Source organism: Mesorhizobium sp. M1252 (genome assembly GCF_040318265.1).
Lineage (GTDB): Bacteria > Pseudomonadota > Alphaproteobacteria > Rhizobiales > Rhizobiaceae > Mesorhizobium.
This window is the reverse complement of the sequence record NZ_JAMYLX010000001.1, coordinates 248,820-270,326: the sequence shown is the minus strand read 5'-3', so window position 1 is coordinate 270,326 and position 21,507 is coordinate 248,820. Positions and strand designations below refer to the sequence as shown.

Annotated in this window: 20 protein-coding genes and 1 tRNA gene; 5 read left to right on the top strand and 16 right to left on the bottom strand. The window is 62.7% G+C overall.

Translation table 11 applies throughout. The features are described 5' to 3' along the window. Positions 1-59 precede the first annotated feature (59 nt). Positions 60-440, bottom strand: a complete 381-nt coding sequence (locus NKH22_RS01325; protein WP_023667668.1) for a c-type cytochrome — start codon at positions 438-440, stop codon at positions 60-62. Between the two features lie 260 nt (positions 441-700). Next, complete coding sequence (tig, locus tag NKH22_RS01320; protein WP_023681635.1) at positions 701-2,176, bottom strand: trigger factor; 1,476 nt, start codon at positions 2,174-2,176, stop codon at positions 701-703. A 352-nt stretch (positions 2,177-2,528) separates the two neighbouring features. Between tig and NKH22_RS01315 the strand changes: the two genes are divergently transcribed. Beyond that, positions 2,529-2,613 (top strand) — tRNA-Leu (locus NKH22_RS01315). A 101-nt stretch (positions 2,614-2,714) separates the two neighbouring features. Here NKH22_RS01315 and NKH22_RS01310 read toward each other — a convergent pair. The 3 genes from NKH22_RS01310 to NKH22_RS01300 form a co-directional block, all read right to left on the bottom strand. Next, a complete protein-coding gene (locus tag NKH22_RS01310) occupies positions 2,715-4,163 on the bottom strand; it encodes an aromatic amino acid lyase (RefSeq protein WP_023821430.1) in 1,449 nt (482 codons plus the stop codon). Between the two features lie 75 nt (positions 4,164-4,238). After that, positions 4,239-4,820 (bottom strand): GDYXXLXY domain-containing protein, encoded by a 582-nt coding sequence (locus NKH22_RS01305; protein WP_031198171.1) that lies wholly within the window; start codon positions 4,818-4,820, stop codon positions 4,239-4,241. Continuing rightward, positions 4,817-5,929: a DUF2157 domain-containing protein gene (locus NKH22_RS01300; protein WP_352908816.1), complete on the bottom strand. Its 1,113-nt coding sequence runs from the start codon at positions 5,927-5,929 to the stop codon at positions 4,817-4,819. Before NKH22_RS01300 ends, NKH22_RS01305 begins: the two co-directional genes overlap by 4 nt. A 234-nt stretch (positions 5,930-6,163) precedes the next feature. Here NKH22_RS01300 and NKH22_RS01295 point away from each other — a divergent pair, with 234 nt between their 5' ends. From NKH22_RS01295 to trmFO, 3 genes are all read left to right on the top strand, one after another. Then, the gene (locus tag NKH22_RS01295; RefSeq protein WP_006335194.1) at positions 6,164-6,304 is read left to right on the top strand and encodes a DUF1127 domain-containing protein; all 141 of its coding nucleotides are present in this window, start codon (positions 6,164-6,166) and stop codon (positions 6,302-6,304) included. Positions 6,305-6,355: 51 nt separating this feature from the next. After that, on the top strand, positions 6,356-6,499 hold the full coding sequence (locus NKH22_RS01290) for a DUF1127 domain-containing protein (protein WP_023667673.1): 144 nt from the start codon (positions 6,356-6,358) through the stop codon (positions 6,497-6,499). 488 nt (positions 6,500-6,987) lie between these two features. Continuing rightward, the gene (gene trmFO, locus NKH22_RS01285) at positions 6,988-8,400 is read left to right on the top strand and encodes a methylenetetrahydrofolate--tRNA-(uracil(54)-C(5))-methyltransferase (FADH(2)-oxidizing) TrmFO (protein ID WP_023710682.1); all 1,413 of its coding nucleotides are present in this window, start codon (positions 6,988-6,990) and stop codon (positions 8,398-8,400) included. Between the two features lie 36 nt (positions 8,401-8,436). Here the strand turns inward: trmFO and NKH22_RS01280 are convergent, their stop codons facing one another. The 5 genes from NKH22_RS01280 to yajC form a co-directional block, all read right to left on the bottom strand. Then, positions 8,437-9,258, bottom strand: a complete 822-nt coding sequence (locus NKH22_RS01280; protein ID WP_502908562.1) for a phytoene/squalene synthase family protein — start codon at positions 9,256-9,258, stop codon at positions 8,437-8,439. Between the two features lie 25 nt (positions 9,259-9,283). After that, positions 9,284-9,673, bottom strand: coding sequence for an Mth938-like domain-containing protein (locus tag NKH22_RS01275; protein ID WP_352908814.1), 390 nt, complete (start codon positions 9,671-9,673; stop codon positions 9,284-9,286). A gap of 11 nt (positions 9,674-9,684) precedes the next feature. Continuing rightward, a complete protein-coding gene (gene secDF, locus NKH22_RS01270) occupies positions 9,685-12,237 on the bottom strand; it encodes a protein translocase subunit SecDF (protein ID WP_023667677.1) in 2,553 nt (850 codons plus the stop codon). A gap of 218 nt (positions 12,238-12,455) precedes the next feature. Next, complete coding sequence (locus NKH22_RS01265) at positions 12,456-13,451, bottom strand: SecDF P1 head subdomain-containing protein (RefSeq protein WP_023688225.1); 996 nt, start codon at positions 13,449-13,451, stop codon at positions 12,456-12,458. A gap of 54 nt (positions 13,452-13,505) precedes the next feature. Beyond that, positions 13,506-13,853 (bottom strand): preprotein translocase subunit YajC, encoded by a 348-nt coding sequence (yajC, locus tag NKH22_RS01260; RefSeq protein WP_023667680.1) that lies wholly within the window; start codon positions 13,851-13,853, stop codon positions 13,506-13,508. Positions 13,854-14,124: 271 nt separating this feature from the next. On the opposite strand from yajC, the gene NKH22_RS01255 reads away from it, so the two are divergent. Further along, complete coding sequence (locus NKH22_RS01255) at positions 14,125-15,000, top strand: ATP-binding protein (protein WP_023691111.1); 876 nt, start codon at positions 14,125-14,127, stop codon at positions 14,998-15,000. A 100-nt stretch (positions 15,001-15,100) separates the two neighbouring features. On the opposite strand, the gene NKH22_RS01250 is transcribed toward NKH22_RS01255, so the two are convergent. The 6 genes from NKH22_RS01250 to tatB form a co-directional block, all read right to left on the bottom strand. Then, positions 15,101-16,600, bottom strand: a complete 1,500-nt coding sequence (locus tag NKH22_RS01250) for a peptidoglycan DD-metalloendopeptidase family protein (RefSeq protein WP_352908812.1) — start codon at positions 16,598-16,600, stop codon at positions 15,101-15,103. 355 nt (positions 16,601-16,955) lie between these two features. Then, the gene (locus NKH22_RS01245) at positions 16,956-17,609 is read right to left on the bottom strand and encodes a protein-L-isoaspartate(D-aspartate) O-methyltransferase (RefSeq protein ID WP_023667683.1); all 654 of its coding nucleotides are present in this window, start codon (positions 17,607-17,609) and stop codon (positions 16,956-16,958) included. A gap of 26 nt (positions 17,610-17,635) precedes the next feature. Beyond that, a complete protein-coding gene (gene surE / locus NKH22_RS01240; RefSeq protein ID WP_023710683.1) occupies positions 17,636-18,397 on the bottom strand; it encodes a 5'/3'-nucleotidase SurE in 762 nt (253 codons plus the stop codon). Then, the gene (gene serS / locus NKH22_RS01235; protein WP_023706002.1) at positions 18,397-19,701 is read right to left on the bottom strand and encodes a serine--tRNA ligase; all 1,305 of its coding nucleotides are present in this window, start codon (positions 19,699-19,701) and stop codon (positions 18,397-18,399) included. Before serS ends, surE begins: the two co-directional genes overlap by 1 nt. Positions 19,702-19,810: 109 nt before the next feature. After that, a complete protein-coding gene (gene tatC / locus NKH22_RS01230; protein ID WP_023688219.1) occupies positions 19,811-20,686 on the bottom strand; it encodes a twin-arginine translocase subunit TatC in 876 nt (291 codons plus the stop codon). Beyond that, entirely contained in the window at positions 20,683-21,423 is a 741-nt protein-coding gene (tatB, locus tag NKH22_RS01225; RefSeq protein ID WP_352763603.1) for a Sec-independent protein translocase protein TatB, read from the bottom strand. Before tatB ends, tatC begins: the two co-directional genes overlap by 4 nt. Between the last annotated feature and the right edge of the window lie 84 nt (positions 21,424-21,507).

Here is a 21,507-nt window from a genome sequence, read left to right as displayed (position 1 = left end):
TCGAGCGGATCGCAGTTTCCGTGAAACGGTGAAACGCTCTGGCCGGCCGAAGAGCCAGGTTACGGGGAAAATTGCTTCAGATAGGCGATGACGTTGGCGACGTCCTCGTCCTTCTTGAGGCCGGGAAACGCCATCTTCGTCCCTTTGACCATTGCCTTGGGGTCGTGAAGATACGTCGTCAGTGTCGGCTCATCCCATTTGACGCCGGATGTGCCGGCCGCGATCATGGCTTCGGAATATTTAAAATCCGGATGCGTGCCGGCCGTCCGGCCGATAACGCCATGCAACGAAGGGCCTATCTTGTTGGTGTCTTGGTCTGCGACGTGGCAGACCTTGCATTTGGTGAAGACCTTCTCGCCCGCCGCGGCGTCCTGTGCCCGCGATGGATTGGCGATGAAAGTTGCAACGGAAACGACGGCGAAAAACGCAACCAAGCGCATGGCATTCCTCCCTGATCGTCAAATTTTCCTCAGACGGTCTGCACATGCCGGTAGCACCAGCATGCGCCCTGCACGGCAGAATAGATTCTCCGCTCCTCCCCAGATGGAATTGCGCTACTTGTGTACCACAGAATCTGGCCGGTAGGTAGAACAGGTCGACCGTACAAAGGTTCAGGTGGGCTGCGGTGGCTCAAGGCACATCCGCCACAACGAAAAAGGCCGCCTCGAGGGCGGCCTTTTCTGATCTTGTCGTCAGGCGCTTATTCGGCGTCCTTGGCGGCCTTCTTCTTCGGGGCTGCCTTCTTCTTCGGCTCTTCCGCGTCGTCGGCCTTTTCAGCCTTGTCGGCCTTCTTGGCAGCGGCCTTCTTCGCCGGCTTGGCCTTGGCGGTATCGCCCTCTTCGTCGTCAGCCATCAGCTCTTCCTTGCTGACCTTGACGTCGGTGACCGAGATCTGGCTGAGCAGATGGTCGACGACCTTCTCCTCGAACATCGGCGCGCGCAGCGTGTTCAGGGCTTCCGGATTGCTGCGATAGAACTCGAAGGCTTCCTGCTGCTGGTTGGCCGGGTAGCGGCGCACCTGCTCGAACAGGCCGCGCTGCAGTTCCTCGTCGGAAACGGTGACGCCGGCCTTCTCGCCGATCTCGGCCAAAACCAGGCCGAGACGCACGCGGCGCTCGGCAAGCCGCAGATATTCGGCGCGTGCCTCTTCTTCCGTCGTCTCCTCGTCGGCGAAGGTACGGCCGGCGGCTTCGAGATCGCGGTTGACCTGGGTCCAGATGTTGTTGAACTCGGCATCGACGAGCTTCGACGGCGCCTCGAACGAATAGGCCGCGTCAAGCTGGTCGAGCAGCTGGCGCTTGACCTTCTGGCGGGTCATCGAACCGAACTGGTTCTCGATCTGGCCGCGCACCACGTCGCGCAGGCGCTCCAGCGATTCCAAGCCGAGGTTCTTGGCCATCTCGTCGTTGATTTCCAGCGCGCCGGGCTTGGACACTTCCTTGACGGTGACGTCGAAGGTGGCTTCCTTGCCGGCCAGATGCGCTGCCTGGTAGTTTTCCGGGAAAGTGACGGTGACCTGCTTCTCGTCGCCGGCCTTGGCGCCGATCAGTTGGTCCTCGAAGCCCGGAATGAATTCCTTGGACCCCAGAACCAGCGGCTGGTCGGTGCCGGCGCCGCCGGAAAAGGCCTCGCCGTCGATCTTGCCGACATAGTCGATCGAAACGCGATCGCCTTCGGCGGCCTTGCCGGTCTTCGGCTCGAAGCTTCGCGCCGATTCGGCAACGCGCTGGACCTGCTCGTCGATCTCGCTGTCCGGCACTTCGAATACCTGGCGCGTCACCTTGATGTCGGAGAAATCCTTGATCTCGATCGCCGGGATGACCTCGTAGTTGAGGCGGAATTCGAAGTCGGCGCCGCCGGCCAGGATCTTCTCGGCCTCTTTCTCGTCTTCCGTCATGATCACTTCAGGCTGCATGGCGGCCTTTTCGCCGCGCCCCGTGATGATCGAACGGGTCGAATCGTTGAGGATTTCGTTGACCACTTCGGCCATGAACGACTTGCCGTAGACCTTGCGCAAATGCTGCACAGGCACCTTGCCGGGACGGAAGCCGTTGATGCGGACCTTGTTCCTGGCGTCGGACAGCCGCGCCATCAGCTTGGCTTCCATATCACCGGCCGGCACGGTGATCTTGATCTCGCGCTTGAGACCGGAGTTGAGCGTTTCGGTGACCTGCATCGTAAAACCTTTATCTTCACCAAAGAGGCTGCCACGGCGTCTTGCCGTTCACAGCCTGCCGGTACAATCTTGCCGGGAATGGCTTTTGGTACGGAACCTGGCGATTTGACCGAAATTACGGCTCAAATTGTTCCAAACTGCGTTCCAAGATGTGAATAAGTTCTTGTTTTTCCTACTTCTTATCACATTCTGCAGAAGCGGATCGGCGCGTCCCGTCACATTTGACACGCCTTTTGTCACAGGCGAGGCCAATTTTCAACCATCTTCGCGTTGCAGCGAATGACCGCCCCAACGGCAGACATTTTCGCCCCGACATTGACAGAATGATGGCTACATGGGATTGCCGACAAATGCGGATGTGGCGGAACTGGTAGACGCCCTGGATTTAGGTTCCAGTGCCGAAAGGCGTGGGGGTTCGAGTCCCTTCATCCGCACCACCCTTCGCTCTATCGAGCTTCGGGTGGCAGGCCACCCAGGAGCTTGATAAAGCGAAGGGTGTCCTCCGAAGCCGTGGCGTAGGAGGACTGGCGGCGACGGCCTACACTTCAAACACTTGACCGGTAAACCACTCCGCCAATTTCGCCAGCTCCGGCCCCAGCACCCGGTCGGCGTCGACCGGCGGCACGATCTTCCTGATATCCGCGACAAAATCCTGCAATGCCGGCGGCGCGGCGCGTTCAGTCACGTACAGGGCCTGCGAGGCGATCATGGCCAGCATCGCCATTACCGCATCGAGGCAGCGGCCGGCCGTCGCTTCCTTGGTCCAGGCGAAGAATGCGGTGGTGGCGACGTCGTCCTGGCCGGCGCCGGCCGATTCGGTGCCCGGAATGAAGGTGCGCTGCGCCGCGAGCTTGGCCTGTTCGAGATAGCCGGTGATCGCCATCGGGACATAGCCGACATTGCCATGGCCATCGCTGTCGGCCCAATGCCGCCCGGTCATCAACAGATCGGGCAGCAGCGACACCTTGCCGTTCAGCAGCTTTGAGGCGTGGCGGTCGCAAAGCAGGCAGAGATCGGCCCAGATCGCCGCCAGATCGTCCAATGCCGGTGTCGCCATGGCATTGTGGTAGCCGCCGGTGGAGATGCAGCGTCCCAGCGGATGCGCATCGTCGGGCGGGATATAGACCGGATTGTCCGAGATCGAGGCCAGCGACACGGTCGCCGCCTGCTCGGCGCCCGCCAGCGCCCGATGCGCATGGCCGAGCACGCGCGGCACGATGCGGTAGCTGACCGGCGCCTGATAGTTGCGCCGGCCGTCGCCGGCGCCAACCAGGTATTGCCGCAACCCTTGCAAGGCGGCCGCTTCGTGCGCGTCGCCCCACAGCCCGTCGAGCGCGGCATCATAATGCTCGAGCGGCGCACGAAAGGCTTCGATCGACAGCGCAAACACCTTGTGCGCCATCGCGACGCGACGGCGTGCGGCAAGTGCTGCGTCCGCCACAAGGGCGGCAGCGCAGGGCGAGCCGTTGATCAGCGAGCCCCGCTCCTTCACTTCGAGCTCCAGGCCAGCGGTAAGCGCGGCAAACAGCGGATAGAGCGCCAGGATCTCGCCGGCGCCGCCCTGCCCCTGCGACGACACCACCGGCATCGGTCCACCGTCGAGCATCGCCGCAACGGCTAGCGCGATGCGCGGCGTGGTGGCGGCATTGCCTTCGATGAAATTGGTCAGCCGTGCCAGCACGATCGCCCTGACCACGCGCTCGGGCAACGGCTCCCCGAAGGATGTGGCGGCGGCAAAAGCCTTGATGCGCGCATGGCGGTCGCGCTCGTCAAGTTCGAGCTTGCGGCTTGCCAGCTCGCCCATGGCGGTGGTGACGCCGTAGATGACCGGCGGCGGATCGGACTCAATGAGTTTCAGGAACGAGGCGCGGCATTCGGCAATACGTTGCAAGGCCTTGTCGCCGATTTCGACCGTGTCGTTTCTCCAGGCGACGCGCAAAACGGCATGGAGATTGATATCTTCGCGCGTCGTCACCGTAATCGGCATTGTCTTCGCCCGTCTGGTTTGCATGAGGGCGGAGCGATCGATCGTTGCCGAAATCCATGCCCTGGGTAATGTCTTCTAGTAGAGCGGTTCCTCAAACAATGTCTTGTCGCCGTCCATCAGCCCCTTGATCTGCGCCTCGCCACTGGCGGCGAGCGCGATGCGCACGCCGAATGGCCGCACCCGCATGTCGTTCTGGATCGCCATGCCCTGGCCCTCAGGTAGGTAGAAGCGGTCGATGCCGTATTGCGGTGCGATCGTGGATTCAGGATCAAGCGTCCAGCCCGGCGCGACCTGGCCGACAATATCGGCTTCGTCGGCGGTCGCTGGCGTCGGAGACTTGCCGAACCAGGCCGTGGTCGCATGCCAATAGCCGTCGGCACCCGGCTTCAGCCGGACCACGATCGGCGTGTTCTCGCTCACGAGCTGGCCGGCCGGGATGTTGGCGATCAGCTTCACCGGCAAGCGCGATATTTCATAGTCGAGGATAATATAGTCGCCGCGCAGCAGATCGCGCGGATCGACCGGCTCGACTTTCAGCAAGACCTCCTTGCCGTTGCGCAGGATCGCCGCGCGGCCGGCGATGATCCAGCTCAGGAAGCCGATCTGGACGAGCGCCAGGACCAGCGCCGAGATGACAAGTTTCTTTCCCGACATCATGCTGCCGCTCCTTCCGGGGCCTTCATGCGTTTTTCCACACGGATGATGACGAGAGCCAGGATGCCGAAAAGCACCGCGGCAGCCAGGAAGAAGCCGGCCCTGCCGAGCATCGTCTGCAAGGTCACGACGTAGATAATGGCGAGCTCGAAGGCAAAGCCGGCATAAGCAACCCAGCGCAGCCCCCTGCTCTCGCGCCCGCCCAGCATGATCGCCGCGGCAATGCCGGCCAGTGCGATGACCGACGCAATGGCAAAGCCGTTGCTGAAGGCGTTGTCATCGCCCAGTTCGATCTGCATCATCGCCAGCCCGGTGAGAAAGCCGATCAAGGCGTGCAAAGGCAGCCGCCCGCCGAGCTGCAAGGTCCGGTCGGCCGGCCCGGCGGCGAAGATCGAAACCGCAAACAGCAGCGCCGACACCACGACGAGAGGAATAGCCAGGGCGAGCGTGTTCTGGTCCAGGCCGCGCACCGCGATATAGAAAATGACCGAGAGAATGATCAGGTGGCGTGCCGGCTGGCTGCGCGTCCACAACGAGACGACAAAAAGCACCGGCGCCATGATAACGAAGAAATCCGGAAATACGGGGCGGTCATAAAAGTCGAATGCGCGCACGAACAGCCAGGCAACGGATATGCCGACGGCAGCGACCGTCAGCGGGTTCGAGCGCAACGCCACCGCGGCAAATGCCGTGCCGATGCCCCAGGTGACGATGGCCGAGGCTTCGTCACCCGTGAGATGGTACATCTGGCCGATCAGCGCGATCGATCCGCCGAAGGCCGCGGCGGCCACGATCCACAGCGCCTCGCCGATCGCCGCATGGTCGCGCATCTTCAACACCGCGCCGCCGACATAGCCGGCGAGAATGACGGCAAACAGTGCCGCAACCCGCACCAGCCGCGGGATGGCGTCCCAGTTGGCGGCGACGAAGAGCAGGATCGCGGCGCCGAACAGCAGCGCCGCCATCATGGCCAATATAGTGCCGAAGCTCAGCGATTTGCGCTCGTTTGAGTCGATGTCGCGCTTAAGCGCATCGGCCGTCTTCGCGTCGATCAGGCCAGCCTGCAGCCACCGCCCGATATCGGCCCTCGCCCGCGACGAATAGCTCGCCATGCCGCTTCTCCCCCAGATTGGTCTTTCTGACAGCCGATCCGCTCAAATCGTTGACGCAACGTCATTTTCCGATTCGGGTTTCTTCATGACGAAGCGTGAATGCGCGTTAATGTTGCATTGCACAATTTGCATTGCTGCCATGCGCCAACAGCACTTTTAAATCGATATAACCCAGCCTATTTACTGTTCGTACACAAACGGAATGATCCGAAGAAAGACGAAACGAGCACTACCATGAACCTGATCCGCAACTACCGCAACTGGCGCCGCTACCGGGACACCGTCTCCGAGCTGAGCCGCCTGTCGAACCGTGAACTGACCGACCTCGGCATCAGCCGCAGCGACATCCACTACGTCGCCCGCAAGGCGGTCTAATCCTCTTCGGATCGCAAATGGTCCGAACCAGTTTTGAAAAAGAGAACGACAATGAACCTGATCCGCAACTATCGTAACTGGCGCGTTTACCGCGACACCGTTACCGAGCTGGGTCGCCTTTCGAACCGTCAGCTCCATGATCTCGGCATCGTCCGTGACGAGATCAAGATCATCGCCCGCAGGGCGACGATCTAACCAGAATTTCGCCAGGGTCGACCTCCTCCCCGACCCTGACGGATACGGTCAGCCTTCACCTCCTCCCGAGGGTTGACCACCAAAACGGCGCCCGCCGCACCTCCTCCCGCGGCGGGCGCTGTTTCCAAAGCGAACGCAGTTCGTCTTTCCGAAGCGAACGCTAGTTCGTCTTCAAAGTGAACGCAGTTCGTCTTCCAGGGATTTCGCCTCCCTCGATCCGGCGAAAAGAATTTCGTCAAAGCCGACCTCCTCCCCGGCGATGGCGAATACGGCCGATCCCCACCTCCTCCCGAGGATCGGCCCCAAAAACGACACCCGCCGCACCTCCTCCCGCGGCGGGTGTTGTTGTTTTTGGGCAGGCTTTTCAATTGCGCATGCAGTCGATCGAGGCGCTTTACGCCGCCATCAGACCGTCGCTGCGCACGACAATGACCCACGCTCGCACCGGCCAATTGCAAACGGCGCGCCAAGCGATTATTCCGGCGCTCATGAGCAAAAATCCTATCCACATCGTCGGCGGCGGCCTCGCCGGCTCCGAAGCCGCATGGCAGGCAGCACAAGCCGGCGTTCCCGTCATTTTGCATGAGATGCGCCCGGTGCGCGGCACCGATGCGCACAAGACCGATGGGCTGGCCGAACTCGTCTGTTCCAATTCCTTCCGCTCCGACGATGCCGAGAACAATGCCGTCGGCCTGCTGCATGCCGAAATGCGACTGGCCGGCTCGCTGATCATGAGCGCCGGCGACGCCAACCAGGTGCCGGCCGGCGGCGCGCTGGCCGTCGATCGCGACGGCTTCTCCGACGCGGTGACGAAAAGGCTCGAAGCGCACCCGCTGATCACCATCGAGCGCGAGGAAGTGCCGGGCCTGCCGCCACCGGAATGGGACCAGGCGATCATCGCCACCGGCCCGCTGACCGCACCTTCGCTCGCCCAGTCGATCGCCGAGGCGACCGGCGCCGACGCACTGGCCTTCTTCGACGCGATTGCCCCGATCATCCATTTCGACACGATCGACATGGACACCTGCTGGTTCCAGTCGCGCTACGACAAGGTTGGGCCCGGCGGCACCGGCAAGGATTACATCAACTGCCCGATGGACAAGGACCAGTATCTCGCCTTCGTACAGGCGCTGGTCGACGGCCACAAGACCGAATTCAAGCAGTGGGAAGGCACGCCCTATTTCGACGGCTGCCTGCCGATCGAGATCATGGCCGAGCGCGGTGTCGAGACGCTTCGCTACGGACCGATGAAGCCGATGGGGCTGACCAATGAGCACAACCCGACGGTCAAAGCCTATGCCGTGGTGCAACTGCGTCAGGACAATGCGCTGGGCACGCTCTACAACATGGTCGGTTTCCAGACCAAGCTGAAGCATGCCGAGCAGGTGCGCGTGTTCCGCACCATTCCGGGCCTGGAAAACGCCGACTTCGCGCGCCTCGGCGGCCTGCACCGCAACACCTACATCAACTCGCCGACCTTGCTCGACGCTTCCCTGCAGCTGAAGTCGCGGCCCGGCCTGCGCTTTGCCGGCCAGATCACCGGCTGCGAGGGCTATGTCGAGAGCGCGGCGATCGGCCTGCTCGCCGGCCGCTTCGCCGCCGCCGAGCGTCTCGGCCACGCGCCGTCGCTGCCGCCGCTCACCACCGCCTTCGGCGCCCTGCTCAACCACATCACCGGCGGCCACATCGTCTCAGACGACGAGCCGGGCAAACGCTCGTTCCAGCCGATGAACGTCAATTTCGGCCTTTTCCCGCCGGTGGAAGCACCGAAGACCGAAGGCAAACGCCTGCGCGGCAAGGACAAGACGGTGGCCAAGCGCCACGCGATCACCTCACGCGCGCGGGCAGATTGTCGGGAGTGGCTAGGGCTGCCGGCGCAAACAGCGGAAGCTGCTGAATAGCCAAGTCTCAGAGTCCTAACGCGATTGACGTCTACGTTAACTCGCTGTCCATCCCCGCGTTGCGCGCCTGAGCAACAGCCAATGCCGACGCAGAGCCGAAAGCCGGGCTGCGCCGCCAAGCGGCGAGCGACGACCACTCGCCATCTTGCCGAGATAGGCGCTGGTCAGCGCCAGCGGCAGGAACGCCGGACGCAGCGTTTGCGGAAGTGCGGACGCCCCTTGCTCGAAAGCGCGGAGATGCTCCTGCGCCAATGCAATCATCGCAGCCACCGCGCGCTGAGCGCCGGGGCCGCCGTCGCCGCTGACGAACTCCTCCGGCGACGAGCCGGCCGCTGCAAGGATATCCGCCGGCACGAAGCATTGCCCGCGTCGGCGATGCAGCGGCAACAGCAGCAACAGGCCGGTCATCGCCTGGGCGCAGCCGGCCCTGCCCGCCAGTTCGGCAAAGCGCGGCGCCTGATTGGGATCGAGCACCATCGCCGCCAGCTGGATCAGCGCGGCCGCCGTCTCGCCGCAATATCCCTCGAGATCGGTGCGCGACGGCATCGGATCGTCATAGAGGTCGAAGATGCGGGCCTCGAGCATGTTGTCGAAGGCAGTTTTGGGCAGGCCATGGGCAGAAATCGTCGCCTTCAGCGCATCGGCGAGCGGGTTGCCTGTGGCTGCGGCTTCAGCAGCGATGACATCGCGCCACCATTGCAGCCTCACTTCGCCCGGCAATGCCTCGTGGATGCGGTCTCGGACAGACGCAATCTCGGCATTGAAGGCGTAAAGCGAAAACAGCGCCGCGCGCTTGTTGGCCGGTGCATAGAGTGCGCTGACATAGCGGTCATGGTCGCCGGCGCGCACCGTCTCCATGACGATGTCAGCTGTATCGGTCACGTCAGTCGACGGCGATCAGCGCCGCGGCCACGGCGCGGTCTTCGGCAAGCAGAACATTGTAGGTCCGCACCGCTGCCCCCGTCGACATCGGGTCGGAGCCAATGCCAGCCGCTTTCAGCTCCGCCCGAAGTGCTGTCGGCAAGGGCCGCAAATCCTTGCCTGTGCCGACCAGCAGGATCTCGACCTTGCCGGCCTCAGCCAGCAGCAGGTCGAAATCCGCCGCCGTCAGGGCCAGCGGATCGGCCGGCTCCCAGCCATGGATGCCGGAGGGCAGGCAAAGAAGCGAGCCGCGATGCGACATGTCGGCGAAGCGGAAGCCGCCATTGCCGTAGGCTTCGATCGGCGCCCGTCCGGGGAAATGCGCCTCGCGGATGACGATGCCTTTTGCCACCAGCGCAGCCGTCAGGTCGCCATGGCCTTGCCGCCACCAACCGGCTTCTCCTCATCGGCGCTCGCTCCCTGCGGCCTGAGCCTGAACAGGATCAGCAAGGGCGCTGCGATGAAGATCGACGAATAGGTGCCGAAGACGACGCCGAACAGCATCGCCATGGTGAACGAGCGGATCACCTCGCCGCCGAACAACACGAGCGCCAGCAGCGCCAGGATGGTCGTCACCGAAGTCAGCGTCGTTCTCGACAGCGTCTCGTTGATGGCGTTGTTCAACAATTGTGGGAGCGGCATTCGTTTGTATTTTCGCAAATCTTCTCGAACACGGTCATAGACGACGATCGTGTCGTTGAGCGAATAGCCGATAATGGTCAGGATCGCCGCTAGCGAAGACTGATTGAATTCGAGCCCGGTGATGACGAAGAAGCCCAGCGTCATCACCACATCGTGCACCGTCGCGACGATCGCGCCGACCGCGAACTGCCATTCGAAGCGGAACCAGACATAGACCAGGATGCCGATCAGCGCGATGATCATGGCAATCGTGCCTTGCTTGGCCAGCTCGCCCGAAACCGTCGGGCCCACCACCTCGACGCGGCGGAAATCGTAATTGTCCTGGAGCTCGCCGCGCACCTTGTCGATGACGGTCTGCTCGGCGTTCTCGCCGCCATCCTGGGTGCCGACGCGGATCAGCACGTCGTTCGGCGCGCCGAATTGCTGGACCTGCACTTCACCGATGTTTAGCTCCGACAGCCGGCTTCTGATATCGCCAATATCGGCGTCGCCTTGCTTGGACTGCACCTCGATGATCGAGCCGCCCTTGAAGTCGATGCCGTAGTTGATGTCGATGGTCAGGAATCCGATAACCGACGCGATCGACAGCAGGCTGGACAGTGCGAAGGTCCAGCGGCGGATGCCCATGAACGGGATTTTCGTGCCGGCCGGAACGAAGGTCACCGGCGCACGCGGCAATTCCTTCGGACGCGCGCGGCGCAGCCAGATCGACACCAGCAGACGGGTGAAGGTGAAGGCGGTGAACACCGTGGTCAGGATGCCGATGGCATAGGTGATGGCGAAGCCCTTGACCGGTCCGGTGCCGAGATAGAACAGCACGACCGTGGCAATCAGCGACGTCACGTTGGAATCCACGATGGTCGCCAACGCCTTGGTGAAACCTGTGTCGATCGATTGGATGACCGAACGGCCGGCCCGTCGCTCCTCGCGGATGCGCTCATAGATCAGCACGTTGGAATCGACCGCCATGCCGATGGTCAGCACGATACCGGCAATGCCGGGCAAGGTCAGCGTCGCGCCAAGCAGCGACAAGACCCCGACGATCATCGCCACGTGCACGGCGAGCGCAATGTTGGCGAGGAAGCCGAGAAGTCCGTAGGCGACGAACATGAAGGCGACGACGAGAATGGAGCCGATGATGCCGGCGACCTTGCCGGCATGGATCGAATCCTGGCCGAGGCCCGGGCCGACGGTGCGTTCTTCGATCACGGTCAGCTTTGCCGGCAGCGCGCCGGCGCGCAGCAGCACGGCGAGGTCGTTGGCGCTTTCGGCGGTGAAATTGCCTGAGATCTGGCCGCTGCCGCCGAGGATCGGTTCGCGGATCACCGGCGCCGAAATCACCTGATTGTCGAGGATGATGGCGAACGGCTTGCCGACATTCTGCTGCGTCGCCTGGCCGAATCGTGTCGCACCGCGCGAGTTGAAGACGAACGAAACCACCGGCTCGTTGTTTCGGGAATCATAGGTTGCCGTCGCCTTGGCAAGATCTTCACCGGACACGATGACGCGATTTTCCACCAGATACGGAACCGGCGGATCGTCCTGCGAATAAAGCACCGAGGAGCCTGCCGGCGGGCGGCCGTTCAGCGCATCCTGCACCGACATCGAGGTATCGACCATCTGGAAGGTCATCTTGGCGGTCTGGCCGATGATCTCCTTCAGCCTTTGCGGATCCTGCAGGCCCGGCACCTGGACGAGTACACGGTCGTCGCCCTGCCGCTGCACGATCGGCTCGGTGGTGCCGAGTTCGTTGACGCGACGCTCGACGACTTCGATCGACTGCGCCAATGCGGCCGAGGTGCGGTATTTGATGCCGGCGTCGGTGACGGTGAATTTGAGCAGCCCGGCTTCGGAATCATCCAGGGACATCTCCTGGATGGAGCCACCGGTGAACAGGCCGGCGGCGACCGGATCGGTCAGCGGCTTAAGCGCCGCCTTGGCGGCATCGATCTGGGTTGGATCGGTGATGCGCACTTGTACGGTCCTGCCGGTGCCGCCAAGGCCGGTATAGCCCACCTTGGCATCGCGCAGCAGCGTGCGGATCTCGTCGCGCGTCGTTTCCAGCTGCGCCTTGACCAGGTCGTTCTGGTCCATCTGCAAGAGGATGTGCGAACCGCCCTGCAGATCGAGACCAAGCGTCATCTGCCGCTTCGGCACCCAGTTGGGCAATTGCGCCAATGTGCTGGCCGGGAAGAGATTTGGCGCGGCAAGGATGAATGTGACGGCCACGGCGATCCAGATCAGGATCATCTTCAGGCGCGAAAAATACAGCATATGGCGTTGTCCGTCAGGGCGTACTGGCGGATCGTTCCGCCGACAATTCGGTTATTTCTTGGCGTTCTTATTTGCCACCGGCTCGCCCTTAACCCGCACTTCGCCGATTGTCGAGCGCGCTGAGGTCAATTTGGCGCTGCCGCCGGCAGCGGTTTCGGCGTCAATCGCCTCTGTCGGTTCCCATTCTAATTCTGATCACCGCCGGGCGCTATCGTGCGCTACTCGACTATTTTCAATTGTGCAGGCATCGGTCCGGAACGCAAAAGCAAGGCCAGATCATCGGCGTTCTCCTTTGTAAGGTTGCCCGATATCTGGCCGCGGCCGTTAAGAATTGGCTCGCGGACGACTGGCACCGAAAGCACTTGGTTGTCGAGGATCATCGCAAATAGCTTGCCGACATTCTGCGAGGTCGCCTGCGCAACGCGTGCCGTTGCCCTGGAATCGAAGGTGAACGAAACCGCCGGCTCATTTGTGACGGAGTTGGGAGTCGCCTGAGCATTGACAATGTCGTCACTGGAAACGATCGTTCGGCTCTCAACCAGATAGGGAACCGGTGGATCGTCCTTCGAATAAACCACCACCGAGCCAGCGGGCGTCCGGCCATTGATCGCATCAGCGACCGGCATCGACTCATCAACCCACTGAAAAGTCAGCATTCCGGTTCGGGTGAGAATTCTCCTCAGCCTTTGCAAATCCGCAACGCCCGAGGTCCGGACCAGCATACCGTCTTCGCCCTCTGGCCGCACTACTGGGTCGGCTACACCAAGATCACGCAGGCGATTCTTAATGACCACGATCGACTGCGCAAGCGCGATCGACATCCGATACTTGATACCTGTGTCTGTTACCGTGAACTTGAGCAACGCTGCTCCGGTATCATCCAGGATCACTTCCTGGACCGGACCAGCGCTGCCAAGGACAGGATCAGTCACCGCCTCCAATGCCATCTTGGCCGCGCCGACCTGAGCGGCGTCGGTGATATGCACCTGAACGGCCCGACCCGACTTAGCAAGACCAGTATAGCCGATCCTTGCATCGCGCAGCAGCGTCCTGATTTCGTCACGCGTCGCCTCCAACCGGCGATCGATCACATCGGTCGCGTCCAATCGAAGCAGCACGTCCGCGCCGGCAGCGTGAAGACTGGGCGCGTCGACGAGCATTGTGGCCATAGCAAGCCAGATCAGGATCATTTTCAGGCGCGAAAAATGGACCATACGCCGTCTTTTGTCAGAGCTCTGCCCGCGGATCGCTCCGCTTGGGAAACTGGCTTACTTCTTGGCGTTCTGGTTGGCCACCGGCTCGCCCTTGACCCGAACATCGGCGATCGTCGAGCGCAGCGCCGTCACCTTGGTGCCGCCGCCAAGGTCGATCTCAAGCTCATTGTCGTCGATCACCTTGGTCACCTTGCCGACGAAGCCGCCGCCGGTGATGACCGTGTCGCCACGGCGCACGGCCGAGATCATCTCCTGGCGCTTCTTCAACTGGGCGCGCTGCGGCCGGATGATGAGGAAATACATGATCACGAAGATCAGAACGAACGGGAGTATCATGCCGATATCCCCGAACGGACCAAGCGGAGTTCCGGTAGCTTGGGCGTATGCCGGTGTGACGAACATCAAGAACTCCTGGTTACGAAGAAGGCCGTAGGGCGGCCTCGCCAAATTTGGCCGGAATATAGTGGGTAAAGTTACCAATGCAACTGCGCGGCCGGGCTTTCAGCTGCTTTTCCGGCCGGTTGACCCGTGTTAGAGCATGCTCCCGGAATACGGGCGTGGTTTTCGCAAAAGATCATGCCCAAACAAAAGCTTGGAACCAGTTTCTATCTCGCCCGGATCAAGACGATTTCGGCCCCTACGCACGTTCGTGCGGAAACATAAAAGACGAGACATGACCGACAGCACCATCGAGGCCCTGAACCAAAAGCTCGACCGCCTGATCGAGGCGGTCACCCGCCTCGCCCCGCCGCCGGTGCCGCAAACCGATCTTGCCGTGGCCGATTGCTTTGTTTGGCAGGCCGATCCCGGCTATCTCGAGCCGGTGCGCAAGGTCAACCGCGTCGACATCGGCCTGATCCGCGGCGTCGACCGCGTGCGCGACATTCTGGTCGACAACACGGAACGCTTCGCCGCCGGCCATGCCGCCAACAATGTGTTGTTGTGGGGCGCGCGCGGCATGGGCAAATCCTCCCTGGTCAAGGCCGTGCATGCGCAGATCAACGCCAGGGCAAAATCCGACCCGCCGCTCAAGCTGATCGAGATCCATCGCGAGGATATCGACACGCTGCCCAGGCTGATGGGCCTGCTGAAGGCGGCGCCGTTTCGCTTCATCCTGTTTTGCGACGACCTCTCCTTCGACCATGACGACACCTCCTACAAGTCGCTTAAGGCAGCCCTTGAAGGCGGCGTCGAGGGCCGCCCGGCCAACGTCATCTTCTACGCCACGTCGAACCGCCGGCACCTGTTGCCGCGCGACATGATCGACAATGAGCGCTCGACCGCCATCAACCCGTCCGAGGCGGTCGAGGAAAAGGTTTCACTGTCCGATCGTTTCGGCCTGTGGCTCGGCTTCCACAAGTGCTCGCAGGACGAATATCTCGACATGGTCAACAGCTATGCCAGCCATCACGGGCTTACCATCGACCCGGAGCAGCTGCGCGCCGACGCCCTGGAATGGGCAACGACACGCGGCAGCCGCTCGGGCCGCGTCGCATGGCAGTTCACCCAGGATCTGGCCGGCCGGCTCGGCAAGCCGCTGAACGACTGATTGATTTGCGTCAGGTCACTGAAAAAGCCCGCCCCTTGCGGAGCGGGCTGAGCCGGCGGGCCGGACTGGAGGTCAGACGGCCTGCAAAACGTTTATTGTTCTATTCGAGATAGCCAGAGGGGTCGACCGGGGCCGAGTTCTTGCGCACTTCGAAGTGCAGTTTCGGCGAGTCGGTGGTCCCGCTCATGCCCGACAGCGCGATTTCCTGGCCGCGCTTGACCTTCTGGCCGCGCTGCACCTCGATCGACCTGGCGTGACCATAGACGGTGACCAGCCCGTTTTCGTGGCGCACCAGAACCGTATTGCCGAATTCCTTGAGGCCGTCGCCGGCATAGATGACCACGCCGTTTTCGGCCGCCTTGACCGGCGTCCCCTCAGGCACGGCGATGTCGACACCATCCTTGCCGCCACCAAAATTGGAGATGACGCGGCCACGCACCGGCCAACGCATCTTGCCGATGCCGGTGGCATCGGGCGCAACAGCATCGTCGTCCTCGGCCTGCTGGATAACCTTGGCGTCCTTCTTCGGCGGCGTGTAGGTGGCGAGTGTCTCCGTCGGCTTTGCCGCCGGTTGGGTGGTCGCGGTCGTCACCGGATCAACTTTGGCCGGCTTGGCGCTGGCGACCGTTGCGGTGCCACCTGCCGGAACCTTCAGCGTCTGGCCGATCTTGAGCAGGCCGTCCTGCATGCCGTTCGCCTGCTTCAGCGCCACGACGCCAACGCCGGTCTTCCTGGCGATGGAGGACATGGTGTCGCCCGACTGGACCGTGTAGGTGCCCGCGCCGGCCTTTGGCGCGGCCGAGGCCGTCTGCGCCGGCTTGTCGGTCTTCGGCTTGTTCGCTGCCGAAGCGTCAACCTGCGCGGCGGACTTGCCGTCCTTGAGTTTCGGCTGCTGCGGCAGCACGGCGACCTTTTCCGGCGCTGGCGCCTTGGGGCTGTTTGCCGGCTTGCCGTCGGCAAGTTTCGGCTCTGCCCCCTTGCTTGAATAGGCATAGGCCGGGATGACCAGTTTCTGACCGGTCTTCAGCCCCTTGGTGGCGCTCAAGCCGTTGACCTTCATGATCACGTCGGCGGGCACATGATAGCGATGAGCGATGCCGGAAATGGTCTCGCCGTCGCTGACCACGATCTCGGTCGCATGCGGCGTACCAGCCGCAACTGGTTTCGGATCGGAGTCACCGGCATTCTTGAACGGCCTCGCCGGCTGGACGGTGCCGGTAGTCGTTCTGTCGACATGCGGTGCCGGTGCAAGCGCCGGCGCGGAAGCGGTACGCATCGGAGCAGCTTTGGGCGCGCTCGGCGGCGGCAGCTGCTGGACGGTGACCGGCTCCAGGCTGGAGCGGCTGACCGACTGGTTATGGCTGCCATCGACAGGTGCCGCAGCGATCGGCTCGGGCGCCACATCGCCCGGATAGGGCTGCGCGGTGCTCTGCTTGTCGATGATGGCGCGCTGATTGTTGGTCGAGGAGGTGAAGACGTCGTCGACACCGTTGAACCGCGAGACCTGGGAGCTACACCCCGCTGCCATTCCGGCCAGCATGAGGACAGCGCAGCCCCGCGACAGAGTACGCCCGTTTGCCTTCATAACACTGAATTGCATCGCACTAACCCGCAGACCCGGTACACACTGGTCATGATTAAAGCGCGTTAATGTTACTGGCGGGTTAACCCCATAGAATCGGACGCAAATTTTCTTAAAACATTTTGTAAGGCGCCTTCACCAACGTCGTCATCCCTGGGCGAAGCAGGCGCGAAGCGCCGTCGCGGAGACCCTGGGATCCATTCCGTGACATTGGCCGAAGAATGCAGCAGAGCAGAATTCTGCGCCGTAGCTACGCCTTGATGGCGCGGCATGGATCCTCGGGTCTGCGCTGCGTCGCTACGCTCCTTGCTTCGCCCGTGGATGACGAAACGATCGGCTTCGGCTTACCTTCGAAGCGCGTGACAGGCAGAATTCAGATAACCGCCGCGACGCTGCGCAGGATCGGCTGCAGGCGCACGGTGCCGATATCCTCGCGCTCGAAGCGGCTGCCGACCTTGGTCAGCTTGGCCAGCACCTGCTCGCCCTCCTCCGGCCCGATCGGGGCAATGACGATGCCGCCGCTCGACAATTGGTCGAGCAGGAAGCGCGGCAGGCTGTCGAAAGCCGCCCAGGCTACGATGCGGTCGAACGGCGCTTCGTTGGCAAGCCCGTTGGAACCGTCGGCCTGGCGCACGATGACATTGCCGATGCCGAGCGCCTCGAAGCGTTGCCTGGCCTGCTCGGCCAGCGTTTTGTAGCGGTCGACGCTGACGATGCGCGCCGCGAGCCGCGACATCACCGCTGCCGTGTAGCCCGAGCCGGTGCCGATCTCCAGCACCCGGTTGCCGGGCTCTATTGCCAGGGCCGCAATCACCGCCGCCTGCAGATCGGCGCCCTCGATCGCCTCGCCGCATTCGATCGGCAGCATGCCGTCCGACCAGGCGATGGAATGGAACTGGCCGTTGAGGAAGCCGCGCCGCGGCGTCGCCTCGAAGGCTGCGATCAGCGCCTTCGGCACCGCGCCTTGGCCGCGCAGGCGCAGCAGGAAAGCGGCAAAACCCTCGCGATCGTCGAGCGGCAAGTTCATGCCAGAACCTTCTTCATGCGAACACCTTATTCAGACAGCGCCTTGGTCAGTTGGTCACGGATTTCATGCGCGGTGAGGTCAAGCTGCAGCGGCGTCACAGACACGAGCCGGTTGCGCAGAGCATGGAGATCGGTGCCCTGCTTGCCCTCGACCGGCTCGCGGCCGAAGCGCAGCCAGTAATAAGGCAGGCCGCGCCCGTCGCGGCGCTCGTCGACCCAAAGGCTGTGCACCAGCTTGCCCTGCGACGTCACGACGGTGCCGGCAACCTCGTCAGGGAGGCAGTTGGGAAAGTTGACGTTGAGCAGCACGCCGTCCGGCAGCGGCATGGCGACGAGCTTTTTCAGCAACGCCGGCGCCAGCGCCTCGGTGGTCTCATAGGGAACGACGCGGTCCTCGCCGACATAGGAATAACCCTGGCTGAGTGCGATCGAGCGGATGCCGAGCAGCGCGCCTTCCATGGCGCCGGCGACGGTGCCGGAATAGGTGACGTCGTCAGCGATGTTGGCGCCGGAATTGACACCGGACAGGATCAGGTCCGGCGCGCCAGGCAGGATCTTCTTGACGCCCATGATGACGCAGTCGGTCGGCGTGCCGCGCACGGCGTAGTGTTTCTCGCCGATCTTGCGCAGCCGGAGCGGCTCCGAGATCGACAGCGAGTGCGCGTAGCCGGACTGGTCCTGCTCCGGCGCCACGACCCAGACATCGTCCGACAGCGTGCGGGCGATGCGTTCGAGCGACGCCAGGCCCTCGGCATGAATGCCGTCATCATTGGTCAGAAGGATGCGCATTACTTCGATTCGATCTTCGCCAGACCGCCCATATAAGGCCGCAGCACTTCAGGAATGGTTACGCTGCCATCCTCATTCTGGTAGTTTTCGATGACGGCAATCAGCGCACGGCCGACAGCGGTGCCCGAACCGTTCAGCGTGTGCACAAAGCGGTTGCCGTTGCCGTCCCTGTCCTTGTAGCGGGCATCCATGCGCCTGGCCTGGAAGTCGCCGCACACTGAACAGGACGAGATCTCGCGATAGGCGTTCTGTCCAGGCAGCCAGACCTCGATGTCGTAGGTCTTGCGCGCGCCAAACCCCATGTCGCCCGTGCACAGGACCATGGTGCGGAACGGCAGCTCCAGTCGCTTCAGCACCTCTTCGGCGCACTGCGTCATCCGCTCGTGCTCGGCGAGCGAAGACTCCTGGTCGGTGACCGAGACCAGCTCGACCTTGTAGAACTGGTGCTGGCGCAACATGCCGCGCGTGTCGCGGCCGGCGGAGCCCGCTTCCGAGCGGAAGCACGGCGTCAGCGCCGTATAGCGCAGCGGCAGCTTTTCATGGGCCGTGATTTCTTCGCGCACCAGGTTGGTGAGCGGGACCTCGGCGGTTGGAATCAACCCGAGCCGGCCATCGCCATGCTGCACGAAGAACAGGTCGTCCTCGAATTTCGGCAGCTGGTTGGTCCCGAAAAGCACTTCGTCGCGCACCATCAGTGGCGGGATGACTTCTTCATAGCCATGCTCGGTCGTGTGCAGATCGAGCATGAACTGGCCGATGGCGCGCTCCATCCGCGCCAGCCCGCTCTTCAGCACGGTGAAGCGTGATCCCGACAGCTTTGCCGCCCGCTCGAAATCCATCATGCCAAGCGCTTCGCCGATCTCGAAATGCTCCTTCACCCAGTTCGGCCGGGTCGGCACCTCGCCGACGATATGCTTGACGACATTGTCGTGCTCGTCCTTGCCGACCGGCACGTCGTCGAGCGGCACATTCGGCAGCACCGCCAGCGCATCGTTCAGCGTCTTGTCGAGCTCGCGCTCGCGCGCCTCGCCATTCTGGATGAAGGTCTTGATATCGCCGACTTCGGCCTTGAGCTTTTCGGCAAGTGCCGTGTCGCCCGAACGCATGGCGTTGCCGATCTCCTTCGAGGCGGCGTTGCGGCGTTCCTGCTTGGTCTGCAGCTCGGTGACGTGCTCGCGCCGCGCTTCGTCCTTCTTGATCAGCTCATCGACCGTGGACTGCGCCTCGTCAGCCGACCACGAGCGCTTGGCCAGCGCTTCGACAAGGGCCTTCGGGTTGTCGCGAATCCATTTGATATCAAGCATGGTTGGTCGTCCTCGAGCTAAGGCCTGAGGGCGTAAACCGCATCCTTCATCGATGCAAGATGGCGGCTGTCGCGTTTTTCCGCTAACGCGGATACCCGAACGCGACGGCCTATGAAGGAGCCTGCTTTGAGGACGCGTCCGCCGCCTTTTCGGCCACGGCTTCGGCGGCTTCCTGCTTCTCGCGCGCCAGCTTCTGCTTGACCTGGTCGCGCTCGATCAGCCGGGCCGCCCAGATCGACACCTCGTAGAGCAGGATGGTCGGGATGGCCAAACCGATCTGGCTCATCGGATCAGGCGGCGTCAGGACCGCCGCGACGACGAAGGCGATGACGATCGCCCATTTGCGCTTCTCGGCCAGCGCCTTCGACGACAGCATGCCGACGCGCGTCATCAGGCTGGTCACCACCGGCAGCTGGAACACCAGGCCGAAGGAGAAGATCAGCGTCATGATCAGGCTGAGATATTCCGACACTTTCGGCAGCAGCGAAATCTGCACCTGGTCGTCGGTGCCGGCCTGCTGCATGGCGAGGAAGAACCACATCACCATCGGCGTGAAGAAGAAATAGACCAGCGACGCGCCCATCAGGAACAGGATCGGCGATGCGATCAGGAACGGCAGGAAGGCGTTGCGCTCGTTCTTGTAGAGGCCAGGCGCAATGAATTTGTAGATCTGCGTGGCGATCAGCGGAAAGGCGATGACCATGCCGCCGAACATGGCGAGCTTGACCTGGGTGAAGAAGAATTCCTGCGGCGCCGTATAGATCAGCTCGACCTTGTGCGGATCGAGCCCGGCCCATTGCGTGGCCCATTTGAACGGAACGACCAAAAGATTGAACAGCTTCTTGGCAAAGAAGAAGCAGACGAGGAAGGCGACGAAGAAACCGCCGATCGACCAGATCAGCCGGCGGCGCAGTTCGATCAGATGCTCCATCAGCGGAGCCGACGACTTCTCGATCTCGTCCTTTTCGCTGTCCGTAATGCTCACTTGGCGGCCCCCGCCGTCTTCTTGGGCGCGGGATTCTTGGCCGGCGCAGGCTTCGGCTCAGCCTTTGTGACTGCCTTCGGTGCAGCAGCGGGCTTGGTGGCGGCTTGTCCAGGTGCAGCCTTGGCGGGCGCCGCTGACGGCTTGGCCGCAACCTTCGCCGCAGGCGCCGGCTTTGCCGGTGCTGCCTTGGCTGCCGCTGTTTTGGTTGCCGGGGCCTTTGATGCCGCGGCCTTCTTGGCGCGCGCGTTTCGTGGCGCTGCTGTTGCTGCAGCCGGTGTCACCACCGCCTGATCGGTCATCGCCGGAAGGATCGGCGCCGCCGGCGCTGTTTCCGGTCCGTTGAGACCCGGCATCACCGTCGCGCCGTTCTTGAGCGGCTCGGCCGGCTGTGGTGTTTCTGCCGCGGGCGTTGAGGGGTCGACGGCGGGCTTCGGCTTCATCACCGCATCGACGCCGGAGCGAACCTCGGCTGCCGCCTGTTCGAACGGATTGAGCTGCTTGCGGATTTCGGCCGCCGGATTGAGGCCGCGCAGCGTATCGACAGACTTCTTGACGTCGTCGAGCTCGGCTTCCTTCAACGCCTCGTTGAACTGCTTCTGGAAGTCGGAGGCCATGGCACGCAGCTTCGCCGTCGTGCGGCCGAAGGTGCGCAGCATATTGGGCAAATCCTTGGGTCCGACGACCACGATCATGACGATCGCGATCACCAGCATTTCGGTCCAGCCGACTTCAAACATGGCAATCAGTTCCGACTAGTGCTTGTCGCCCAAAAGTGCGAAGCGGTTTTGGGACAACGACTTGCACAAAAGCAACAACCTTCG

Coding starts and splice junctions, on each gene's coding strand:
- NKH22_RS01325 (WP_023667668.1), bottom strand. CDS start 440: ATGCGCTTGGTTGCGTTTTTCGCCGTCGTTTCCGTTGCAACTTTCATC.
- tig (WP_023681635.1), bottom strand. CDS start 2,176: ATGCAGGTCACCGAAACGCTCAACTCCGGTCTCAAGCGCGAGATCAAG.
- NKH22_RS01310 (WP_023821430.1), bottom strand. CDS start 4,163: ATGCCGATTACGGTGACGACGCGCGAAGATATCAATCTCCATGCCGTT.
- NKH22_RS01305 (WP_031198171.1), bottom strand. CDS start 4,820: ATGATGTCGGGAAAGAAACTTGTCATCTCGGCGCTGGTCCTGGCGCTC.
- NKH22_RS01300 (WP_352908816.1), bottom strand. CDS start 5,929: ATGGCGAGCTATTCGTCGCGGGCGAGGGCCGATATCGGGCGGTGGCTG.
- NKH22_RS01295 (WP_006335194.1), top strand. CDS start 6,164: ATGAACCTGATCCGCAACTACCGCAACTGGCGCCGCTACCGGGACACC.
- NKH22_RS01290 (WP_023667673.1), top strand. CDS start 6,356: ATGAACCTGATCCGCAACTATCGTAACTGGCGCGTTTACCGCGACACC.
- trmFO (WP_023710682.1), top strand. CDS start 6,988: ATGAGCAAAAATCCTATCCACATCGTCGGCGGCGGCCTCGCCGGCTCC.
- NKH22_RS01280 (WP_502908562.1), bottom strand. CDS start 9,258: ATGGAGACGGTGCGCGCCGGCGACCATGACCGCTATGTCAGCGCACTC.
- secDF (WP_023667677.1), bottom strand. CDS start 12,237: ATGCTGTATTTTTCGCGCCTGAAGATGATCCTGATCTGGATCGCCGTG.
- NKH22_RS01265 (WP_023688225.1), bottom strand. CDS start 13,451: ATGGTCCATTTTTCGCGCCTGAAAATGATCCTGATCTGGCTTGCTATG.
- yajC (WP_023667680.1), bottom strand. CDS start 13,853: ATGTTCGTCACACCGGCATACGCCCAAGCTACCGGAACTCCGCTTGGT.
- NKH22_RS01255 (WP_023691111.1), top strand. CDS start 14,125: ATGACCGACAGCACCATCGAGGCCCTGAACCAAAAGCTCGACCGCCTG.
- NKH22_RS01250 (WP_352908812.1), bottom strand. CDS start 16,600: ATGCAATTCAGTGTTATGAAGGCAAACGGGCGTACTCTGTCGCGGGGC.
- NKH22_RS01245 (WP_023667683.1), bottom strand. CDS start 17,609: ATGAACTTGCCGCTCGACGATCGCGAGGGTTTTGCCGCTTTCCTGCTG.
- surE (WP_023710683.1), bottom strand. CDS start 18,397: ATGCGCATCCTTCTGACCAATGATGACGGCATTCATGCCGAGGGCCTG.
- serS (WP_023706002.1), bottom strand. CDS start 19,701: ATGCTTGATATCAAATGGATTCGCGACAACCCGAAGGCCCTTGTCGAA.
- tatB (WP_352763603.1), bottom strand. CDS start 21,423: ATGTTTGAAGTCGGCTGGACCGAAATGCTGGTGATCGCGATCGTCATG.